At 55.9% G+C, this 15,402-nt stretch carries 13 protein-coding genes and 2 pseudogenes; 11 read left to right on the top strand and 4 right to left on the bottom strand.

Annotation, left to right across the window (positions count from 1 at the left end):
* From tnpC to JTJ32_RS26055, 10 genes and pseudogenes are all read left to right on the top strand, one after another.
* A pseudogene (gene tnpC / locus JTJ32_RS26015) lies at positions 1–1,194 on the top strand (IS66 family transposase); the annotation flags it as partial.
* 47 nt (positions 1,195–1,241) lie between these two features.
* Positions 1,242–1,343 (top strand): annotated as a pseudogene (locus JTJ32_RS26925) (IS5/IS1182 family transposase); the annotation flags it as partial.
* Between the two features lie 203 nt (positions 1,344–1,546).
* A complete protein-coding gene (locus JTJ32_RS26020) occupies positions 1,547–2,065 on the top strand; it encodes a hypothetical protein (RefSeq protein WP_210043777.1) in 519 nt (172 codons plus the stop codon).
* Between the two features lie 88 nt (positions 2,066–2,153).
* Positions 2,154–2,624 carry a hypothetical protein gene (locus tag JTJ32_RS26025; protein ID WP_122581906.1) on the top strand — a complete coding sequence of 157 codons (471 nt, stop codon included), beginning with the start codon at positions 2,154–2,156 and terminating at the stop codon, positions 2,622–2,624.
* A gap of 35 nt (positions 2,625–2,659) precedes the next feature.
* Complete coding sequence (locus JTJ32_RS26030) at positions 2,660–3,424, top strand: hypothetical protein (RefSeq protein WP_210043778.1); 765 nt, start codon at positions 2,660–2,662, stop codon at positions 3,422–3,424.
* Between the two features lie 273 nt (positions 3,425–3,697).
* On the top strand, positions 3,698–4,222 hold the full coding sequence (locus JTJ32_RS26035) for a hypothetical protein (protein WP_210043779.1): 525 nt from the start codon (positions 3,698–3,700) through the stop codon (positions 4,220–4,222).
* A 35-nt stretch (positions 4,223–4,257) separates the two neighbouring features.
* Positions 4,258–4,623 carry a hypothetical protein gene (locus JTJ32_RS26040; RefSeq protein ID WP_210043780.1) on the top strand — a complete coding sequence of 122 codons (366 nt, stop codon included), beginning with the start codon at positions 4,258–4,260 and terminating at the stop codon, positions 4,621–4,623.
* A gap of 113 nt (positions 4,624–4,736) precedes the next feature.
* Positions 4,737–5,594 carry a tetratricopeptide repeat protein gene (locus JTJ32_RS26045; RefSeq protein ID WP_210043781.1) on the top strand — a complete coding sequence of 286 codons (858 nt, stop codon included), beginning with the start codon at positions 4,737–4,739 and terminating at the stop codon, positions 5,592–5,594.
* A 56-nt stretch (positions 5,595–5,650) separates the two neighbouring features.
* The gene (locus tag JTJ32_RS26050; RefSeq protein WP_210043782.1) at positions 5,651–6,214 is read left to right on the top strand and encodes a hypothetical protein; all 564 of its coding nucleotides are present in this window, start codon (positions 5,651–5,653) and stop codon (positions 6,212–6,214) included.
* Positions 6,215–6,867: 653 nt separating this feature from the next.
* Positions 6,868–8,529 (top strand): acyl-CoA synthetase, encoded by a 1,662-nt coding sequence (locus JTJ32_RS26055; RefSeq protein ID WP_210043784.1) that lies wholly within the window; start codon positions 6,868–6,870, stop codon positions 8,527–8,529.
* Here the strand turns inward: JTJ32_RS26055 and JTJ32_RS26060 are convergent.
* Positions 8,496–9,323, bottom strand: coding sequence for a hypothetical protein (locus JTJ32_RS26060; protein ID WP_099227249.1), 828 nt, complete (start codon positions 9,321–9,323; stop codon positions 8,496–8,498). The genes JTJ32_RS26055 and JTJ32_RS26060 overlap by 34 nt on opposite strands.
* 174 nt (positions 9,324–9,497) lie before the next feature.
* Here JTJ32_RS26060 and JTJ32_RS26065 point away from each other — a divergent pair, with 174 nt between their 5' ends.
* Positions 9,498–11,432: a RecQ family ATP-dependent DNA helicase gene (locus JTJ32_RS26065; RefSeq protein WP_210043785.1), complete on the top strand. Its 1,935-nt coding sequence runs from the start codon at positions 9,498–9,500 to the stop codon at positions 11,430–11,432.
* Between the two features lie 114 nt (positions 11,433–11,546).
* Here JTJ32_RS26065 and JTJ32_RS26070 read toward each other — a convergent pair whose 3' ends face one another.
* From JTJ32_RS26070 to fdhD, 3 genes are all read right to left on the bottom strand, one after another.
* The gene (locus tag JTJ32_RS26070) at positions 11,547–12,008 is read right to left on the bottom strand and encodes a glycine zipper domain-containing protein (RefSeq protein ID WP_099227251.1); all 462 of its coding nucleotides are present in this window, start codon (positions 12,006–12,008) and stop codon (positions 11,547–11,549) included.
* Between the two features lie 196 nt (positions 12,009–12,204).
* Positions 12,205–14,541 (bottom strand): FdhF/YdeP family oxidoreductase, encoded by a 2,337-nt coding sequence (locus JTJ32_RS26075; RefSeq protein WP_184322119.1) that lies wholly within the window; start codon positions 14,539–14,541, stop codon positions 12,205–12,207.
* Complete coding sequence (fdhD, locus tag JTJ32_RS26080; RefSeq protein WP_210043787.1) at positions 14,538–15,374, bottom strand: formate dehydrogenase accessory sulfurtransferase FdhD; 837 nt, start codon at positions 15,372–15,374, stop codon at positions 14,538–14,540. Before fdhD ends, JTJ32_RS26075 begins: the two co-directional genes overlap by 4 nt.
* Positions 15,375–15,402 lie beyond the last annotated feature (28 nt).

A 15,402-nucleotide genomic window follows, 5' to 3' on the forward strand; every position in this document is an offset into this window, starting at 1 on the left:
AACTGACCTGTGCCTGCGGTTGCCGCAAACATGTGATCAGCGAAGAAACCAGCGAACAGCTGGATATCGTGCCGATGGCAGATCCGCGTGATCAAACACATCCGTAAGGTCTACGGTTGCCGGGGCTGCGAAGCGGCCCCGGTCACGGCTGACAAACCTGCGCAGTTGATCGAAAAGAGCATGACCAGTCCGAGCGTCTTGGCCATGCTGCTGACCACCCAGTACGTCGATGGCCTGCCGCTGCATCGTTTCGAGAGTGTATTGAGTCGACATGGCATCGATATCCCGCGCCAGACTTTGGCGCGCTGGGTGATCCAGTGCAGCGAGCACTTTCAGCCGCTCTTGAACCTGATGCGTGACCGGTTGCTGGAAAGTCCGGTGATCCACTGCGATGAAACCCGCGTTCAGGTATTGAAAGAACCGGAGCGTGACCCGACCAGCCAATCCTGGATGTGGGTGCAGACCAGCGGGCTTCCGGATCGAAAAGTCGTGCTGTTCGACTACACCTCCAGCCGTGCGCAGGACGTACCGCTGCGGCTGCTGGAAAGTTATCGCGGCTACGTAATGACCGACGATTACGCAGGTTATAACGCGCTGGCGTTGCAACCGGGTGTTGAACGTCTGGCCTGCATGGCTCATGCACGTCGCAAATTCGTGGATGCGCAAAAAGTGCAGCCCAAGGGTAAAACCGGAAGGGCTGATATCGCGCTGACGATTATCAACAAACTGTACGGCATCGAGCGTGAGCTCAAAAGCGTTAGCGACGAGCAGCGATTTATGGGTCGGCAGGAAAAGAGCTTGCCGATCCTCGCCCAATTGAAAAGCTGGCTGGATAAGACGCAGTCCCAGGTAACGCCGCAAAGCGTATTAGGCAAGGCAGTACATTATCTGGTGAATAACTGGAGTCGTCTGGAACGCTATGTCGAAGCGGGTTATTTGCCCATCGACAACAACGCGGCTGAAAGAGCGATCAAGCCGTTTGTCATCGGGCGCAAGGCCTGGCTGTTCAGCGATACCGTCAACGGCGCCAGTGCCAGCGCAAAGATCTACAGTCTGGTCGAGAGCGCCAAGGTCAACGGCCAGGAGCCCTATACGTGGCTGCGCCACGTCCTGGAGCGGTTGCCGCATGCCGCGTCGGTGGAAGACTACGAAGCCCTGTTACCGTGGAACTGCTCGCCAGAGATGCCACGGTAAATCGTTGACCCACCTTTGGGGAGGTGGGGTTTATGGATCGAATACGGTTGAAGGAGAACCGTCGCATCGTTACGCGCTTCGACAAACTCGCAAAAAGTTATGCGGCAATGGTCTCACTGGCTTGTGCCATGCGGTGTTTGAGACAGTAATTTTCGTACAGAGCCTAAGCGGCGGTATCAATTTTGATTTGGATGGTACACCCTTGACGCCGATTGAAGATGAGTCTTACGCTTGCGTCATTCCTGTCTCAAATTATACGATAGACGAACTTGAATGCTCCAAAAGCGAAGGCTGAGCAAATAGAGTTTTTTGTTATTTTATTGCGTCGTCAATGTTTGGAGCATAGATTGAAATGAACGTGAAGAATTTCTCTGGTGAAATAGTGTATCAATTGGCATCGCTTTTCGTGTTCATGACCTCGGCATGCGCCGCTCAAAGTGATCCAGACAGTTTAGGCGTAACATTGTGCGCGGCAGATGAAGATATCTATTTCAGTTGTCCTTTGCCGGGGGGTAAGATCGTATCAATATGCGCATCCAACAACACCAATCCCATCTCTGGATATGTTCAATATCGCTACGGTACGGCGGACCAAATAGAAATGTACTATCCTGATAAAAAGGCTCCACCAAATAATCGATTTTCCCTTGTGGATGCTTCAGAAGGTAGTGTTAATAAAAACATTATCAAATTCAAAAATGGGCAATATACATATCTGTTGTCGCAGGCATTTGTGAGTTACCTGACTGTGCTGAAAGGCGAAAAAGTGGTACTGAGACGTACGTGTAATGAGGGCGGGTATGCTTTTATCAGTCGGAAAGCTGAGCAGGGTATCTATTCCGTTAAGAAAAGCGATGAAGACTTTCGTTGAGCGCTACGTTTTAGCTTCAGCGAGTTGAATGAACTACCCGATCTAAATGAGATAGCTGAATTAAGGTTTTATGACAAAGGGATAGTCAATGTTTATCGTCAGCAGTCCTCCCCTTCCCATGCCCCTAAAGGCTGTTCTACTTACTTTACTTCTTTTCACCTTATCCGGTTGTTCACATACAACGCTTGAGGACCAGTTCAATGGAATTGAGGTGTGTGGGCTCAAGAATATATATCTTGATCAGGTAACAAACACACCGACTGGCGCCTATTTCACCGAACGGAGGCTCAAGCCCTGCCGCATTGATGAAGTGGCGTTCTATTGTCTGAGCGACACGTTCTATGGCCTGCCAGTCAACGAGGTTGCCATCCCGTACCTTGGGCCTTTCAGCGTCCACGCAATCTATTTTCGAGCTTCCCCTGCCACGGTAAAATCAGTATTGCAGGCTAAGCGTGTAGGCATTGTGCTCAATAATAGTGACGGGCGTTCACCCAAGTTGATTGAGAATCCTAAGCAAAAAGGGCAGTCTGTTTTATACTGTGATAAGTACAGCGAGTGAAAACGTGTTTAAAGTATGATCGATAGGTGCAGAAGATGAAGTTTATGAACGTGTTGTTAGCGGTACTCTTTACTCAATGCGCTTTTTCTACGGCTGCCTGTGAACGTCCTAATGGCAAAGCCTTTGACTCGCTAAGTGTAGGTGATGGCGCTATCGTTTTTGATTTTGTTCCTTTGGATGATAACTCCGGGATTGCACGGTCTGGTGACCAATTAGGCATAAATGTATACCATGTAAAGTGCAGTGATGGAACGAAATCACTCGTTGGTGACCTGCCTTACCTAGCAGCAACTGGCTTGGTTAGAGCAGCTTTCCTTGCAGACACTGGTAGTGGTTCGGAACTCTTCGTTATTCACAGCGTAGACATTCGCTCGGATGCAGGTATGAGATATTCTAGCGATTATTATTCTGTACATGTCTACAGACCGACGGCTTCTGGCTACACCAAAGATGAGCGTCTTTCCAGGTATTTTGGAGACGGTGCAGATGTTTTGAATGAGGATTATAAGCGTGAGTTATATGCATTTCCTTATAAAAATCAGCTGTCTATTTTGGCAAAGCTGAACTCTGATGCCTATCGACGATGGCGTTCAGGTTCTTCAGTGAAGCTTGTAATCAATACGAAAGCATTTTTGCATGAAGCGCCGACGCTTGCAGATAAAACCCGGATGTATCTTGTCGCAGGTGACCAGGTCCAGCAGATCGGCGTTGAAGCGGGATGGTTGTCGGTTTCTTATAGAACTGTCAAGGGTAAAGTCATTGATGGATGGATTCAATGCAGTGACGCGGATGGTTGCTGATGAAGCGGCCGTTATTGTTCGGACCCGAGAATCTAACCAGAATTGTTGTTTACCAGAGCGCCATCGATGAAGCCTTACTTTTTTACTTTCTTGGTTTTTCTGCTGTCTTCAAGTGCGCTGGCCGGGGAACCCTGCAAGGAGTTGATCCCTGATGAGGCCGCGCTATTTCAGTCTTACGATCTGGATAAGGATTTTGCATGATTATACAACACGTCCGACACCGATGAATACGCGACCCTGAGCTTTTATTCAAAACAAAAAAACGCTTTCAGGTTGATCGCTTCCAATAAAAGTTTGATCACCGCCAATGATGCTCGCAATCAGATGAGCTTGCCTGATATTACTAAGTCGGACAATGGTTCTGTTCAGCTCCTGTGGAGCTACCCGAACGGGGTCGACTGGCTTAAGCCGTCATTCTCAAATGGAGAGCTTTATCTGGTAAACGCGGGAAAGGAAATACGTCTACCTGTCTCTTTAGTCGAGGGTGAAGTAAATTCACTCGTTTTGGTCAACGTGGCTAAAGGATCCAGTACCGTTCCATTCTCGAAAATTAACCGTGATCATGTTTTTGATAAAAATGCATTATCGCTTGAGCCAGGAAGTTTTGCTGCGGCAGTAAGCCAGGATAAAGCCACGTTATATATTAATGCTTCAGAAGGCTCGCGGACCAAAGGCTATCTGATCAAAGGTGATCGTGTGCGTATTTTGGAGTATCGCTTTGGCTTCTTGAAGATTGCATACGAAAGTAAAAACGGGGCTGTTTTACATCGATGGATCGAATTGTCTTCGGTGATATAGCCCTTCTCATAAGTCGTACGAGCAGGAGATGGCAGATGGTGTCGTTAGCCTTATCAAACGCGTTATTTGCCGGGTTATGTATTCTGAGCTTGACGGGTGCTGAGTCCCCTGTGGAAGTTATTTCCTGTAAAACGCAATTCACAAGCTTTCGCTTGAGCGAGCTTATTTATTTTCATACAGGCGTTGTGGGGGATGGATTCTACAAGGCTGTTTCGATGGTAAATAACAATGTAACATCCTCCGATTACGCCAAGGCTTTTGAATACGTTAGCGGGGACAGCGATTTTGGCGCTTTGTGGAAGGATTACGCAGGGAAGAATTGTGCCATGGCTAATAAGTTGTACGGTGAGTCGCTGAAAGGCTGTATGGCAAGGATGAGATTTCAAACGCCCATTTATTGATAGAGCAATAATAGCGCGTCAATAAATCATGTTTGAATGTTTATGGGTTCGCTATGTTTTGTGGGCGGCTCCTTTTCAGATTTTTTGAATTTATGCGATTGCAGGGTGATTGAATGTTTAATCGTGAAATGATGGTCGTGACCCTGTCTCTTTCATGCTCCATGCTATGCCACGCGGACACGGATCCAGTTGATATTGTCGGGATTGGCGTTAGCACGCTGCATTTCAGTCATTTCAACGAAAAAATCGGTGGCTGGAGTCATGTGGAATATAAGTCCCCCACACATCGTTTCCTTCTATATGCACCGCCCGACGGGACTGTCGATTCCGGTATAGGCGTTGTAGCTGGATCTGATAACAGCATGGTGTCGCCAGATAAAAAGAACGTGCTCATCCAGCGTACAGCAATCGGCTATGTCGAAGATCCGCAAGGCAATCGTATTATTTCCGAGCAAACCCACTGTGATGTGATCTCTCTGGAGAGCGGTTGCGCCAAAAATCTCGGCTCCGCGATTCAGTGTGACGGAGAATGGGTTGGCGATGCATTGAAAGACAGTACAGGCCATTTGTTTGATTTTTCAACATCAGGATCTTCGCCTCAGGAGGTTAGAAATCAGGCGTCGAAATTGTCCTCTGCCAAGCCCCGCGTGCTTTCGTTGAGCGACACGCTGTTTATGGGGGGGCCGTCATACATGGCGTGCTACCCGGTAGAAGCAGATGTTGCTGCTTACAATGATCTTGGTTTCTACTTCGCCGAAGGTGGAGAGCATCTCTGGGCCATGCAGATCTATGAAAAGTTACTGGATCTGGTTCCAGGAAGGATTCCTCTGCAGCTGAATGTCGCGGACTCGCTCTGGGCGCTAGGTCGGCACGACGATGCCAAATCTTACTACGCCATTTACCGTGATGCCATGCTGACAAAAGCTTCTGCAAACAGGATCCCTGACCGTGTCCAGTTGCGGTTGAAATAAGCTCCACGCAGTTCGTTCTGCAGGACAAGCCATGACCCCATCAAGGAAGACCAAAATTGGGCAAACAATCCCGCGATAAACCAGGCCCCCTCGACCCAAAGCTGATGTATTTCTACGCCCCGTACACCTTCCGCGCGCGTTACTTTCCGATGTTCATGTTTTCCATTTTCATGTGCATTTTTTCGCTGGCCATCACGACAAGCATCATCACGCAGGCTTGGTTTGTTCATGACCGCGATGCGTCCATGGATACCTTCAAGCTCATGACGGGCACCAGTGTGATCATGTCCGCCGCAGGCATTTTGCTGGCCAGAGGGCGGTTATGGGGGATGTGGGTGTTGGTGGCGTTGCTGGCAATCTGTCTGGCAGCGGTGCTGTTGACCTGGGCTTTGCCTGATCGGCGTGTCGATGTGATCAGTTCGATGCTGGGCGTGCTGTTTCCGTTGCTTGGCTTTTTGTCGCTGAACAGCAGGCGTCACCGGGAGATGCGTGAGCAGTTTCTGTTCAATCGTGCGCAGCGCAAGGTGCTACGTGAGGAGTACAAACTCAGGGATGCGCGCAAGCGTCACATCGAGAGTCGCAGGGCGATGCTGCGCAAAAGGAAGGAGAGCCGTCGATAGCCGGATGCGTTTTCGACAGGCAACAAAAAACCCGCCGAAGCGGGTTTTCCCAAGACCATCCCGACTTCCTGTCGGACGCCTCCGAGGCGATGGCCGATCATCCTTGATCCTGGTGAGCTCCCTGCTCACCACTTGTTGGATCCAATATTACGGCTCTTGTTGTTGGACAAAAATAGCCAACTACCCCTAGGGCGTGTAAGCCTTTGGCTATACGAGGCCGTTGCAGCCCTGTCCCTGCATCAACATGCCGTGGGAATGTGACAGGTGATGCGTAGGAGCAGCAGGGCGTACATAGTTTGATCAATCGTCCATGACGCGGCACAAATCGCAGGCAATAAAAAACCCGCCGAAGCGGGTTTGTACCAAGACCATTCCAACTCCTTGTCGGCTGCCTTCCCGGCGATGGTCGATCGTCCCTGATCCTGGCGAACTCCTTGTTCACCAGTTGTTGGATCCAATCTTACGGCTGTCCCGTCAGGTCAAAAAGAGCCAAATGACTCAATTGCGTGTAAGCCTTTCGCTATACCTGCGTGGGATTTAGTCGAAGGTCGGGTGATGCAGTCCTGCCTGCGCGAGCTATAACTGAGCACAGCAGCATTACGAAATCACCGGCCCGCTTGGGTCCAGAGCTAATAATTCGCCAGGGTGTGTCTATGTCGATCTTCCATCAGGGGCTGTCCAAAGGCCCGGCCAACCACATGGCGCTTACGCCGCTGAGTTTTCTTGAGCGTACTGCCGCGACTTACCCGGATTATCCGGCAGTCATTCATGGCGCGATTCGGCGTGACTGGGCGCAGACGTATCGCCGCTGTCGCCAGCTCGCTTCAGGATTGAGCCAGTTGGGTGTGCAAAGCGGCGATACGGTTGCGGTGATGCTGCCCAATATTCCGGCAATGCTTGAGGTGCATTTTGGTGTGCCAATGCTGGGTGCGGTGCTCAATACGCTGAACGTGCGCCTGGATGCATCGGCCATTGCTTTCATGCTCGGGCATGGCGAAGCCAAGGTGTTGATTGCCGACCGGGAGTTTCATGCGGTGGTGCATGCGGCACTGGCCATGCTGGAACATCCGCCGCTGTTGATTGATGTGGACGACCCTGAATACGGGGAAGGGCGGGCGCTCAGCGAGCTGGACTATGACGCATTGCTCGCTGCGGGCGATCCTGAGTTTGAGTGGCAATGGCCCGAGGACGAATGGGCGCCGATCTCCCTGAACTACACTTCCGGCACGACCGGCGACCCCAAGGGTGTGGTGTATCACCACCGCGGCGCGTTTCTGAATGCCATCGGCAATCAGATGGCGTGGGGCATGGGGCTGCACCCGGTCTACCTATGGACGCTGCCGATGTTTCACTGCAATGGCTGGTGTTATCCGTGGACGATCACTGCGCAGGCCGGTACGCACGTGTTCCTGAGGCGGATCGATCCGCAGAAAATCATCACGCTGATCAGCGAGCATAAGGTCAGCCATCTGTGCGGCGCACCCATTGTGCTCAATGCGCTGGCCAATCTGCCCAATGCCGCAGACGTCTCGTTCGGGCACACGGTCAATGCGATGACCGCGGGTGCTGCGCCGCCTGCCCGGGTCATTGCGTCGGTCGAGGCGATGGGCATCGGTATTACCCATGCCTACGGTCTGACAGAGACCTATGGTCCGGTCACCGTCTGTGCCTGGAAAGCGGAGTGGGACAAGTTGCCGCCTGACGAGCGTGCGTCGCTGAAGGCACGTCAGGGCGTGCGTTATCCGACGCTCGAGGGCGTCATGGTTGCCGACCCGCACACCCATCAGCCGGTGCCGAAGGACGGCCAGACCCTCGGCGAGATCTACATGCGTGGCAACACCGTCATGAAAGGCTATCTGGGCAACCCGGCGGCGACAGACAAGGCCTTCGAGGGCGGCTGGTTTCATTCCGGCGACCTGGCCGTCTGGCATGCCGACGGCTATCTGGAGATCCGTGACCGCAGCAAGGACATCATCATTTCCGGCGGCGAGAATATTTCGACCATTGAAGTCGAGGGCGTGCTGTATCGCCATCCAGCCGTGCTCGAGGCCGCTGTGGTGGCCAGGCCCGACGAGAAGTGGGGCGAGACACCCTGTGCCTTCGTCACCCTCAAGACTGGCTGTGACGAGGTGACGGGGGAACAGATCATGCGTTTTTGCCGCGAGCACCTGGCGGGTTTCAAGGTGCCGAAAACCGTGGTGTTCACGCCGCTGCCGAAAACCTCGACCGGCAAGATCCAGAAATTTCTGCTGCGGGACTGGGCCAAAACCGGCCAGACCGATCAGGGCGTAAAGGTCGCCGCTGCTTCGCAATAACGCTGCTCGGCGTTTCTGCTTTCCTGATCGCGGTCCCGGCTGGCGCGCTTGGTCCAGTCCCGGCATTCTTCGCGGAAATTGACCTGAGCGGATCTGCGGCACTCGCGCCGTTCCACCGAGCGGGCGAGGAAATTCTCGCACACGCTGTCGCCGTCGATGGTGTTGTCGTAGACCCGCCATTGCGCGCGATAGCGGTCACGGCCGTCCCATTCGCGTATGGACACCGTCGCAACCTTGTAAGGACGTGACTGACGGGCGGCGGGGCGAGCGGCATCGGCCTTGAAATCAGCCATGTACGTTGCGGACACCATGCCTTTGGCGGGCTCGGTGTGAACGGGGCGTGGTACTTGGCCAAAGCGACAGTTCAACACGCTTTCGTCGATGACATTGCCGTTCTTCAGGCAGTTGTCCAGCGGTTGCACCGGGGCGTTTTGTGCAGCCGTGTTTGCAGGAGCCGGTGTCGGCACCACGTAAGTTTCCTGGCGCAGGGAAGCAGAAGACGTGCTGGCAGGCAGTGCGGGCTCGGGGGCAGACTCAGGGGTTTGCGTCTCAACGGCAGGCTGCACGATGACAGGCGCAATGATCTTGGGCTTGCGCAGCTGCGAAACAATCATGCCGCCGAGGCAACCCGCCACGATCAGACCTGCCAGCCACAGACCGTAAGAGCGTGGCTTGCGGGAACGCGGCGTTGATCGTCGGGCCGGATGCGAACCCAACACCACATCAACCTGGCCGGGCACCAGACGCTGGATGCGGATAATGCCGTCATCGTCAGGCTGCTGTTTGGAATTCATCCCTGCTCCTTGAGTCATCCATGGTGTGCGGCCAGGTCTTGTCGCCATGCACTGGGCGCGAAACTTCAAGTGTATCGGCGTGCTACGGTATTTCTGAAATGGTTTAGGGGTGTATTCACGATGCCCGACAGGCTAAGGTCGAGTCCGATTTGATTCACCAGGAAAGTATTGCCAATGCACGAGCGTCTTGAGCAGGTTTTCGGTTATTCGCAGTTTCGTCCGGGGCAGGAGGCTGCGATCAGCGCCGTGCTCGCCGGGCGCTCTGCTGCAGCCATTTTCCCGACCGGCTCGGGCAAGTCCCTGTGCTACCAGTTGCCTGCGCTGATGTTGCCGCATCTTACGCTGGTGGTTTCGCCGTTGCTGGCGTTGATTCAGGACCAGTTGGCGTTTCTGCAGCGTCACGGTATTTCGGCGACAAGTATCGATTCGGCGCAGAGCCGGGAAGAGGTCGCACAGGTCATGGCGCGGGCGCGGTCCGGCGAGCTGAAGATTTTGATGATCTCCGTGGAGCGCCTGAAGAACGAGCGTTTCCGGCAGTTCATCACCCAAGTGCCGATCTCGCTGCTGGTGGTGGACGAGGCGCACTGCATTTCCGAATGGGGCCACAACTTCCGGCCCGATTACCTGAAACTGCCCGACTACCAGCGTGAATTCAACATTCCGCAAGCCTTGCTGCTGACCGCCACGGCCACGCCGCAGGTGATCACCGACATGCAGGACAAGTTCGCCATCGCCCCGCAGGACGTGGTGACCACCGGCTTCTATCGTCCCAACCTGCACCTGTGGGTCGAGCCGGTTGCCGGGCGCGACAAGCGTCGGCGGCTGGTCGAGTGGCTGAGCGAGCGAGGCGGGCAGCCGACCATTGTCTATGTCACCTTGCAGAAGACCGCTGAGTTCATCGCCGCGCATCTGCAGCAGAACGGACTTCCCGCCAGTGCCTATCACGCCGGTCTGCCGAACGATAAGCGTGAGTCGATCCAGAAACAGTTCATGAGTGGTCACCTGAACTGCATCGTGGCGACCATCGCCTTCGGCATGGGCATCGACAAGAGTGACATCCGCAACGTGGTGCATTTCGATCTGCCCAAGTCCATCGAGAACTACAGCCAGGAAATCGGTCGGGCAGGGCGTGACGGTGCTGCGTCCGACTGTCTGGTGCTGGCCAACCGTGACAGCCTCAACGTGCTGGAAAACTTTGTCTATGGCGATACGCCGGAGCGTGAGGGGATTACGCGCGTGCTGAACGACCTGCTCGCCGCGCGTGGTGACGGACAGTGGGAGTTTCTGCTGAATCCGCTGGCCGATCTCAGCAACATCCGCCAACTGCCGCTCAAGACCCTGCTGGTGCAGCTGGAACTGCGTGGGATCATCGCGCCGCGTTACGCGTACTTTGCCGAGTACCGTTTCAAATTTCTGATCGAGCCGGTTGAGTTGATAGCACGTTTCGAGGGCGAGCGACGTCAGTTCGTCGAAGCCGTGATCGAGACCTCAAGCCGGGCGCGAACCTGGGCGACGGTGGACTTCGATGCGTTGTATCAACGATACGGTGCCGAGCGTGGGCGAGTGGTCACAGCGCTGGATTATTTTCAGGAGAAGGGCTGGATCGAACTGGAAAGCAAGCAGATGACCGAGGTCTACAGCCTGCTGCGCAGCGATTTTGATCCCGAAGCGCTGAGTGACGAGTTGCACACGTACTTCAGCGAGCATGAGGCGACCGAGGTCGCCCGGATTCATACCATGCTGGAGGTATTTGCCAGTGATCAGTGCCTGACCCACCGCCTGGCCCGGTACTTTGGCGATCACAATGCGCCTGAGCGCTGCGGACATTGTTCGGTGTGTCACGGCCAGGTCGCCCACCTGCCAGAGCCGCCTGCGCTGCCGCCGCTTGAGTCAAAGGATTTTCAACCGTTGTGCGGCGATTTCATCCGCAAACACCATGACTACAGCGGCCAGCTACCCAGCGCCGAGTGCCTGACGCGTTTCCTGTGCGGTATCAGCGTGCCGCTGCTCACCAGACTCAAGGCGCGGGCGACCGCAGGATTTGCTGAGCTTGAGGATTATCCCTATGCGCAGGTCAGGGCGTGGGTGCAGGGTCGGCTGGATTCATAAAAACTGATATGCCTGACGAGAAGCTGCTTGCCTGTGATGGCGCCTGGCGCGGTCTGTCAGCCCAAACGCAAACCGGCCGCTCGAGAGCGGCCGGTCATTCATGCGTTTTGAAGATCAACGATCACGGTAGTAGTGACCATGATTATTCTTGCGATGACCGCGATATTTCTTGCCGTGGCCACGACGATCACCACGATAACCACGTTCATCTTTAAGGCTTTCGTTGCCCATGTAGTTACCCAGCGCCGCGCCTGCACCGCCGCCGGCAGCCGAGCCAACCAGACTGCCTGTGTTGCCGCCCACGCTGCGGCCGATCACGTTACCGCCTGCCGCACCCAGACCGCCGCCAATGGCGGCTTCTGTACGGTTATGGCGATTTGCACCCACTGCACCGCCCGCTGCGCCGCCGACGCCTGCGCCAATCGCTGAACCGGTGCTACCGCCGAGTTGCTGACCGACGACTGAACCGAGTACCCCACCCAATGCTCCGCCTACGCCTGCTGTCACGTTATCGCCTGCAGAGGCGAAACCGGTGCTCAGGGTAAGAGACAACAACAGTATCGAGGAATACTTCATGTAGGGAATCTCATAGGGATGACGGCGCGATATTCGTGTCAAGTGAAGAATGTAGCAATGCAAATCCGACGAGTAACACGAATGCAACACAAACAGCTAAGTTATTGTTTTGACTTAGGAACTTAAACCTGAAAATGCAGTCTTAGGCTACTTGTGACAGGCCCGTTTCCAGTGGAACGGGCCTTTTTTGTGGGCGTCAGATAATCCGCGCCGACTCCGCCGAGCGCTCGAGACGGATCGCCACGAACTTCGACGTCGGCGTGCTGCTGCCTTCGCCGACGCTTTCCAGCGGCACCAGTGGGTTTACCTCTGGATAGTAGGCCGCAGCCTGACCGGCCGGGATGTCGAACGGCAGCAGAGTGAAGCCCTTGACGCGGCGTTCGCGGTTGTCGCCCCAGATGGAGATCAGGTCGGCTTTCTGGCCCGGCTGGAAGCCCAGACGAATGATGTCGGCCTCATTGACGAACAGCACGTCACGCTGGCCTTTAACGCCGCGATAGCGGTCGTCCAGGCCATAGATAGTGGTGTTGTACTGATCGTGCGAGCGCATGGACTGCATGATCAGGTCCGGCACCTCTCCAGTCGAACTGATGCCTTCATGCAACAGGGTGCCGGGCAGCTTGTTGGGTTTGAAGTTGGCGCGGGTCGATGGGGTGTTCCAGCGACGTGCACCCGCCGCGTTGCCCAGATAGAAGCCGCCCGGGTTCTTGATGCGCTCGTTGAAATCCTTGAAGCCCGGAATGGTGTCGGCAATCAGGTCACGAATGCGGCTGTAGTCTTCGACCAGCCACAGCCAGTCGACAGGCTGCTTGCCCAGCGTGGCGTTGGCGATACCGGCCAGAATCGCAGGCTCGGAGCGCATCTGCGACGACGATGGCTGCAATTGACCGTTCGAGGCGTGAACCATGCTGAACGAGTCTTCCACCGTGACCGCTTGCGGACCGTTGGCCTGAATGTCGATGTCGGTGCGGCCGAAGCACGGCAGGATCAGCGCGTCCTTACCGTGGAACAGGTGGCTGCGGTTGAGCTTGGTGCTGATCTGAACCGTCAGGTCGCAGTTGCTGAGTGCTTCTGCGGTGCGATGGCTGTCAGGTGTGGCCTGGGCAAAGTTGCCGCCCAGTGCGATGAACACCTTGGAGCGGCCTTCGGCCATGGCGTGAATGGCTTCGACCACGTTGTGGCCGTTCTCGCGGGGCACCTTGAACTGGAAGCGTTTTTCCAGCGCATCGAGCAGGAACACCGGTGGGCGTTCGTTGATGCCCATGGTGCGGTCGCCCTGCACGTTGCTGTGGCCGCGAACCGGGCACAGGCCAGCGCCCGGCTTGCCGATATTGCCGCGCAGCATCATCAGGTTGGCGATTTCCTGAATGGTCGCCACCGAGTGACGATGCTGAGTGATCCCCATCGCCCAGCACATGATGACGTTCTTGCCCAGGGCATACATACGGGCCGATTGTTCGATGTCGGCAAGCGTCAGACCCGACTGCTCGACCAGTTCGTCCCACGAGGTGTCATCGATAGCGGCCAGGTAATCCAGCACGCCTTCGGTGTGTTCGTTGAGGAACGCGTGGTCGAACACCGATGGCGCGTCGGCAGCCTGCGCCTCACGTTCCCATTGCAGCAGAAACTTGGCCATGCCGCGCAGCAACGCCATGTCGCCACCCAGCGCCGGGCGGAAGTAGGCGGTGTTGGTCGGGCGGTCGCCGTTGGTAAGCATTTCGACCGGATGCTGCGGATGCTGGAAGCGCTCCAGACCGCGCTCCTTGAGCGGATTCACGCAAACCACTTGCGCACCACGCTTCACCGCCTCACGCAGCGGTTCCAGCATGCGCGGGTGGTTGGTGCCGGGGTTCTGGCCGAGTACGAAAATGGCGTCCGCGTGTTCGAAGTCATCGAAAGTGACGGTGCCTTTACCGACGCCCACGCTTTGCGACAACGCAACGCCGCTGGCTTCGTGGCACATGTTCGAGCAATCGGGGAAGTTGTTGGTGCCGTAGGCGCGCACGAACAGCTGATACAGATACGCCGCCTCGTTGCTGGCGCGGCCCGAGGTATAGAACTCGGCCATGTTCGGGCTGGGCAGGTTGTTCAGGTGCTTGGCGATCAGCGCGAAGGCCGCGTCCCAGGCGATCGGCTTGTAACGGTCGGTTTCGGCGTCGTAGACCATTGGATCGGTCAGGCGACCCTGATACTCAAGCCAGTAATCGCTCTGCTCCAGCAGCGACGTGACGCTGTGGCGGGCGAAGAAGGCCGGGTCCACACGACGCTTGGTGGCTTCCCAGTTGACCGCCTTGGCGCCGTTCTCGCAAAACTTGACCATGCCGCTTTCCGGCGAATCGCCCCACGCGCAGCCCGGGCAGTCAAAGCCGCCGTTCTGGTTGGTCTTGAGCATCATGCGCAGGTTTTTCAGCGCGTTGTCGCTGCCCAGCCAGGCCTGCGTCACGCTGATCAGTGCGCCCCAGCCGCCTGCCGCACCTTTGTATGGCTTATAGCGGGGGGTAGGTGTCTTGTCGGCTTGGTGATGAGTGCTCACGCTTGAATCTCCATCGCAGGGCTATAGACCCGCGGCGCACTGTGCTGCGGCAGGTGGATTAAATTGAGGTTGTGCCGGCGCGCCCATTGCAGGGCCAGACCGGTGGGCGACGACAGGCTGACCAGTGTCTGGATGCCTGCGCGCAGTACTTTCTGGATCAACTCCAGGCTGCATCGGCTGGTCACGATGGCGACGCCACCCACCAGCGGGATGTCCTGGCGGACCAGCGCGCCGATCAGCTTGTCCAGCGCGTTATGACGACCGATGTCTTCACGGCCCAGCAGCAATTGGCCGTTGCCATCCATGTAAATGGCGGCATGCACCGCACCGCAGTGTCGCCCCAGCGGTTGAAATTCGCCGATGCGCTGACGCAGGCCTTCCAGCCATTGGATCGGTGGCAGCGGCGCACCGGGAAGTACGTTCAGCTCAGGCAGCGCCTGTTCGACCGCTTCGACACCACACAAGCCGCAGCCGCTGGTGCCGGCCAGTTGACGGCGTTGTTGTTTCATTTCCCAGAAGGCACGGCTGGCGATTTCGACTTCGGCCTGCATCGCAGAACCGCAACCGCTGAGTTTGAAGTCGTAGATTTCATCGCGAGAGGCAATGATTCCGCTGCCCAGACTGAAACCGACGATGAAGTCTTCAAGGTCGGTCGGGCTGACCAGCATGACGGCCTGGCTGATGCCGTTGTACGCGATGGCCAGCGCTACTTCTTCAGCAAGCTCGGTGCGTGCGCCGTCCTGACCTTCGAGGGTCGCATAACTGTAGGACTGGCTGGCTTCGGGGGCGGGCGCGAAAGCAGACGCGGTGCCGACCGTGCGCTTGGCTTGCATGGGCATAGATACCGGCAGATTGACACCT

The sequence above is a fragment of the Pseudomonas alliivorans genome (assembly GCF_017826695.1).
In the GTDB taxonomy this organism is placed as follows: Bacteria; Pseudomonadota; Gammaproteobacteria; order Pseudomonadales; family Pseudomonadaceae; genus Aquipseudomonas; species Aquipseudomonas alliivorans.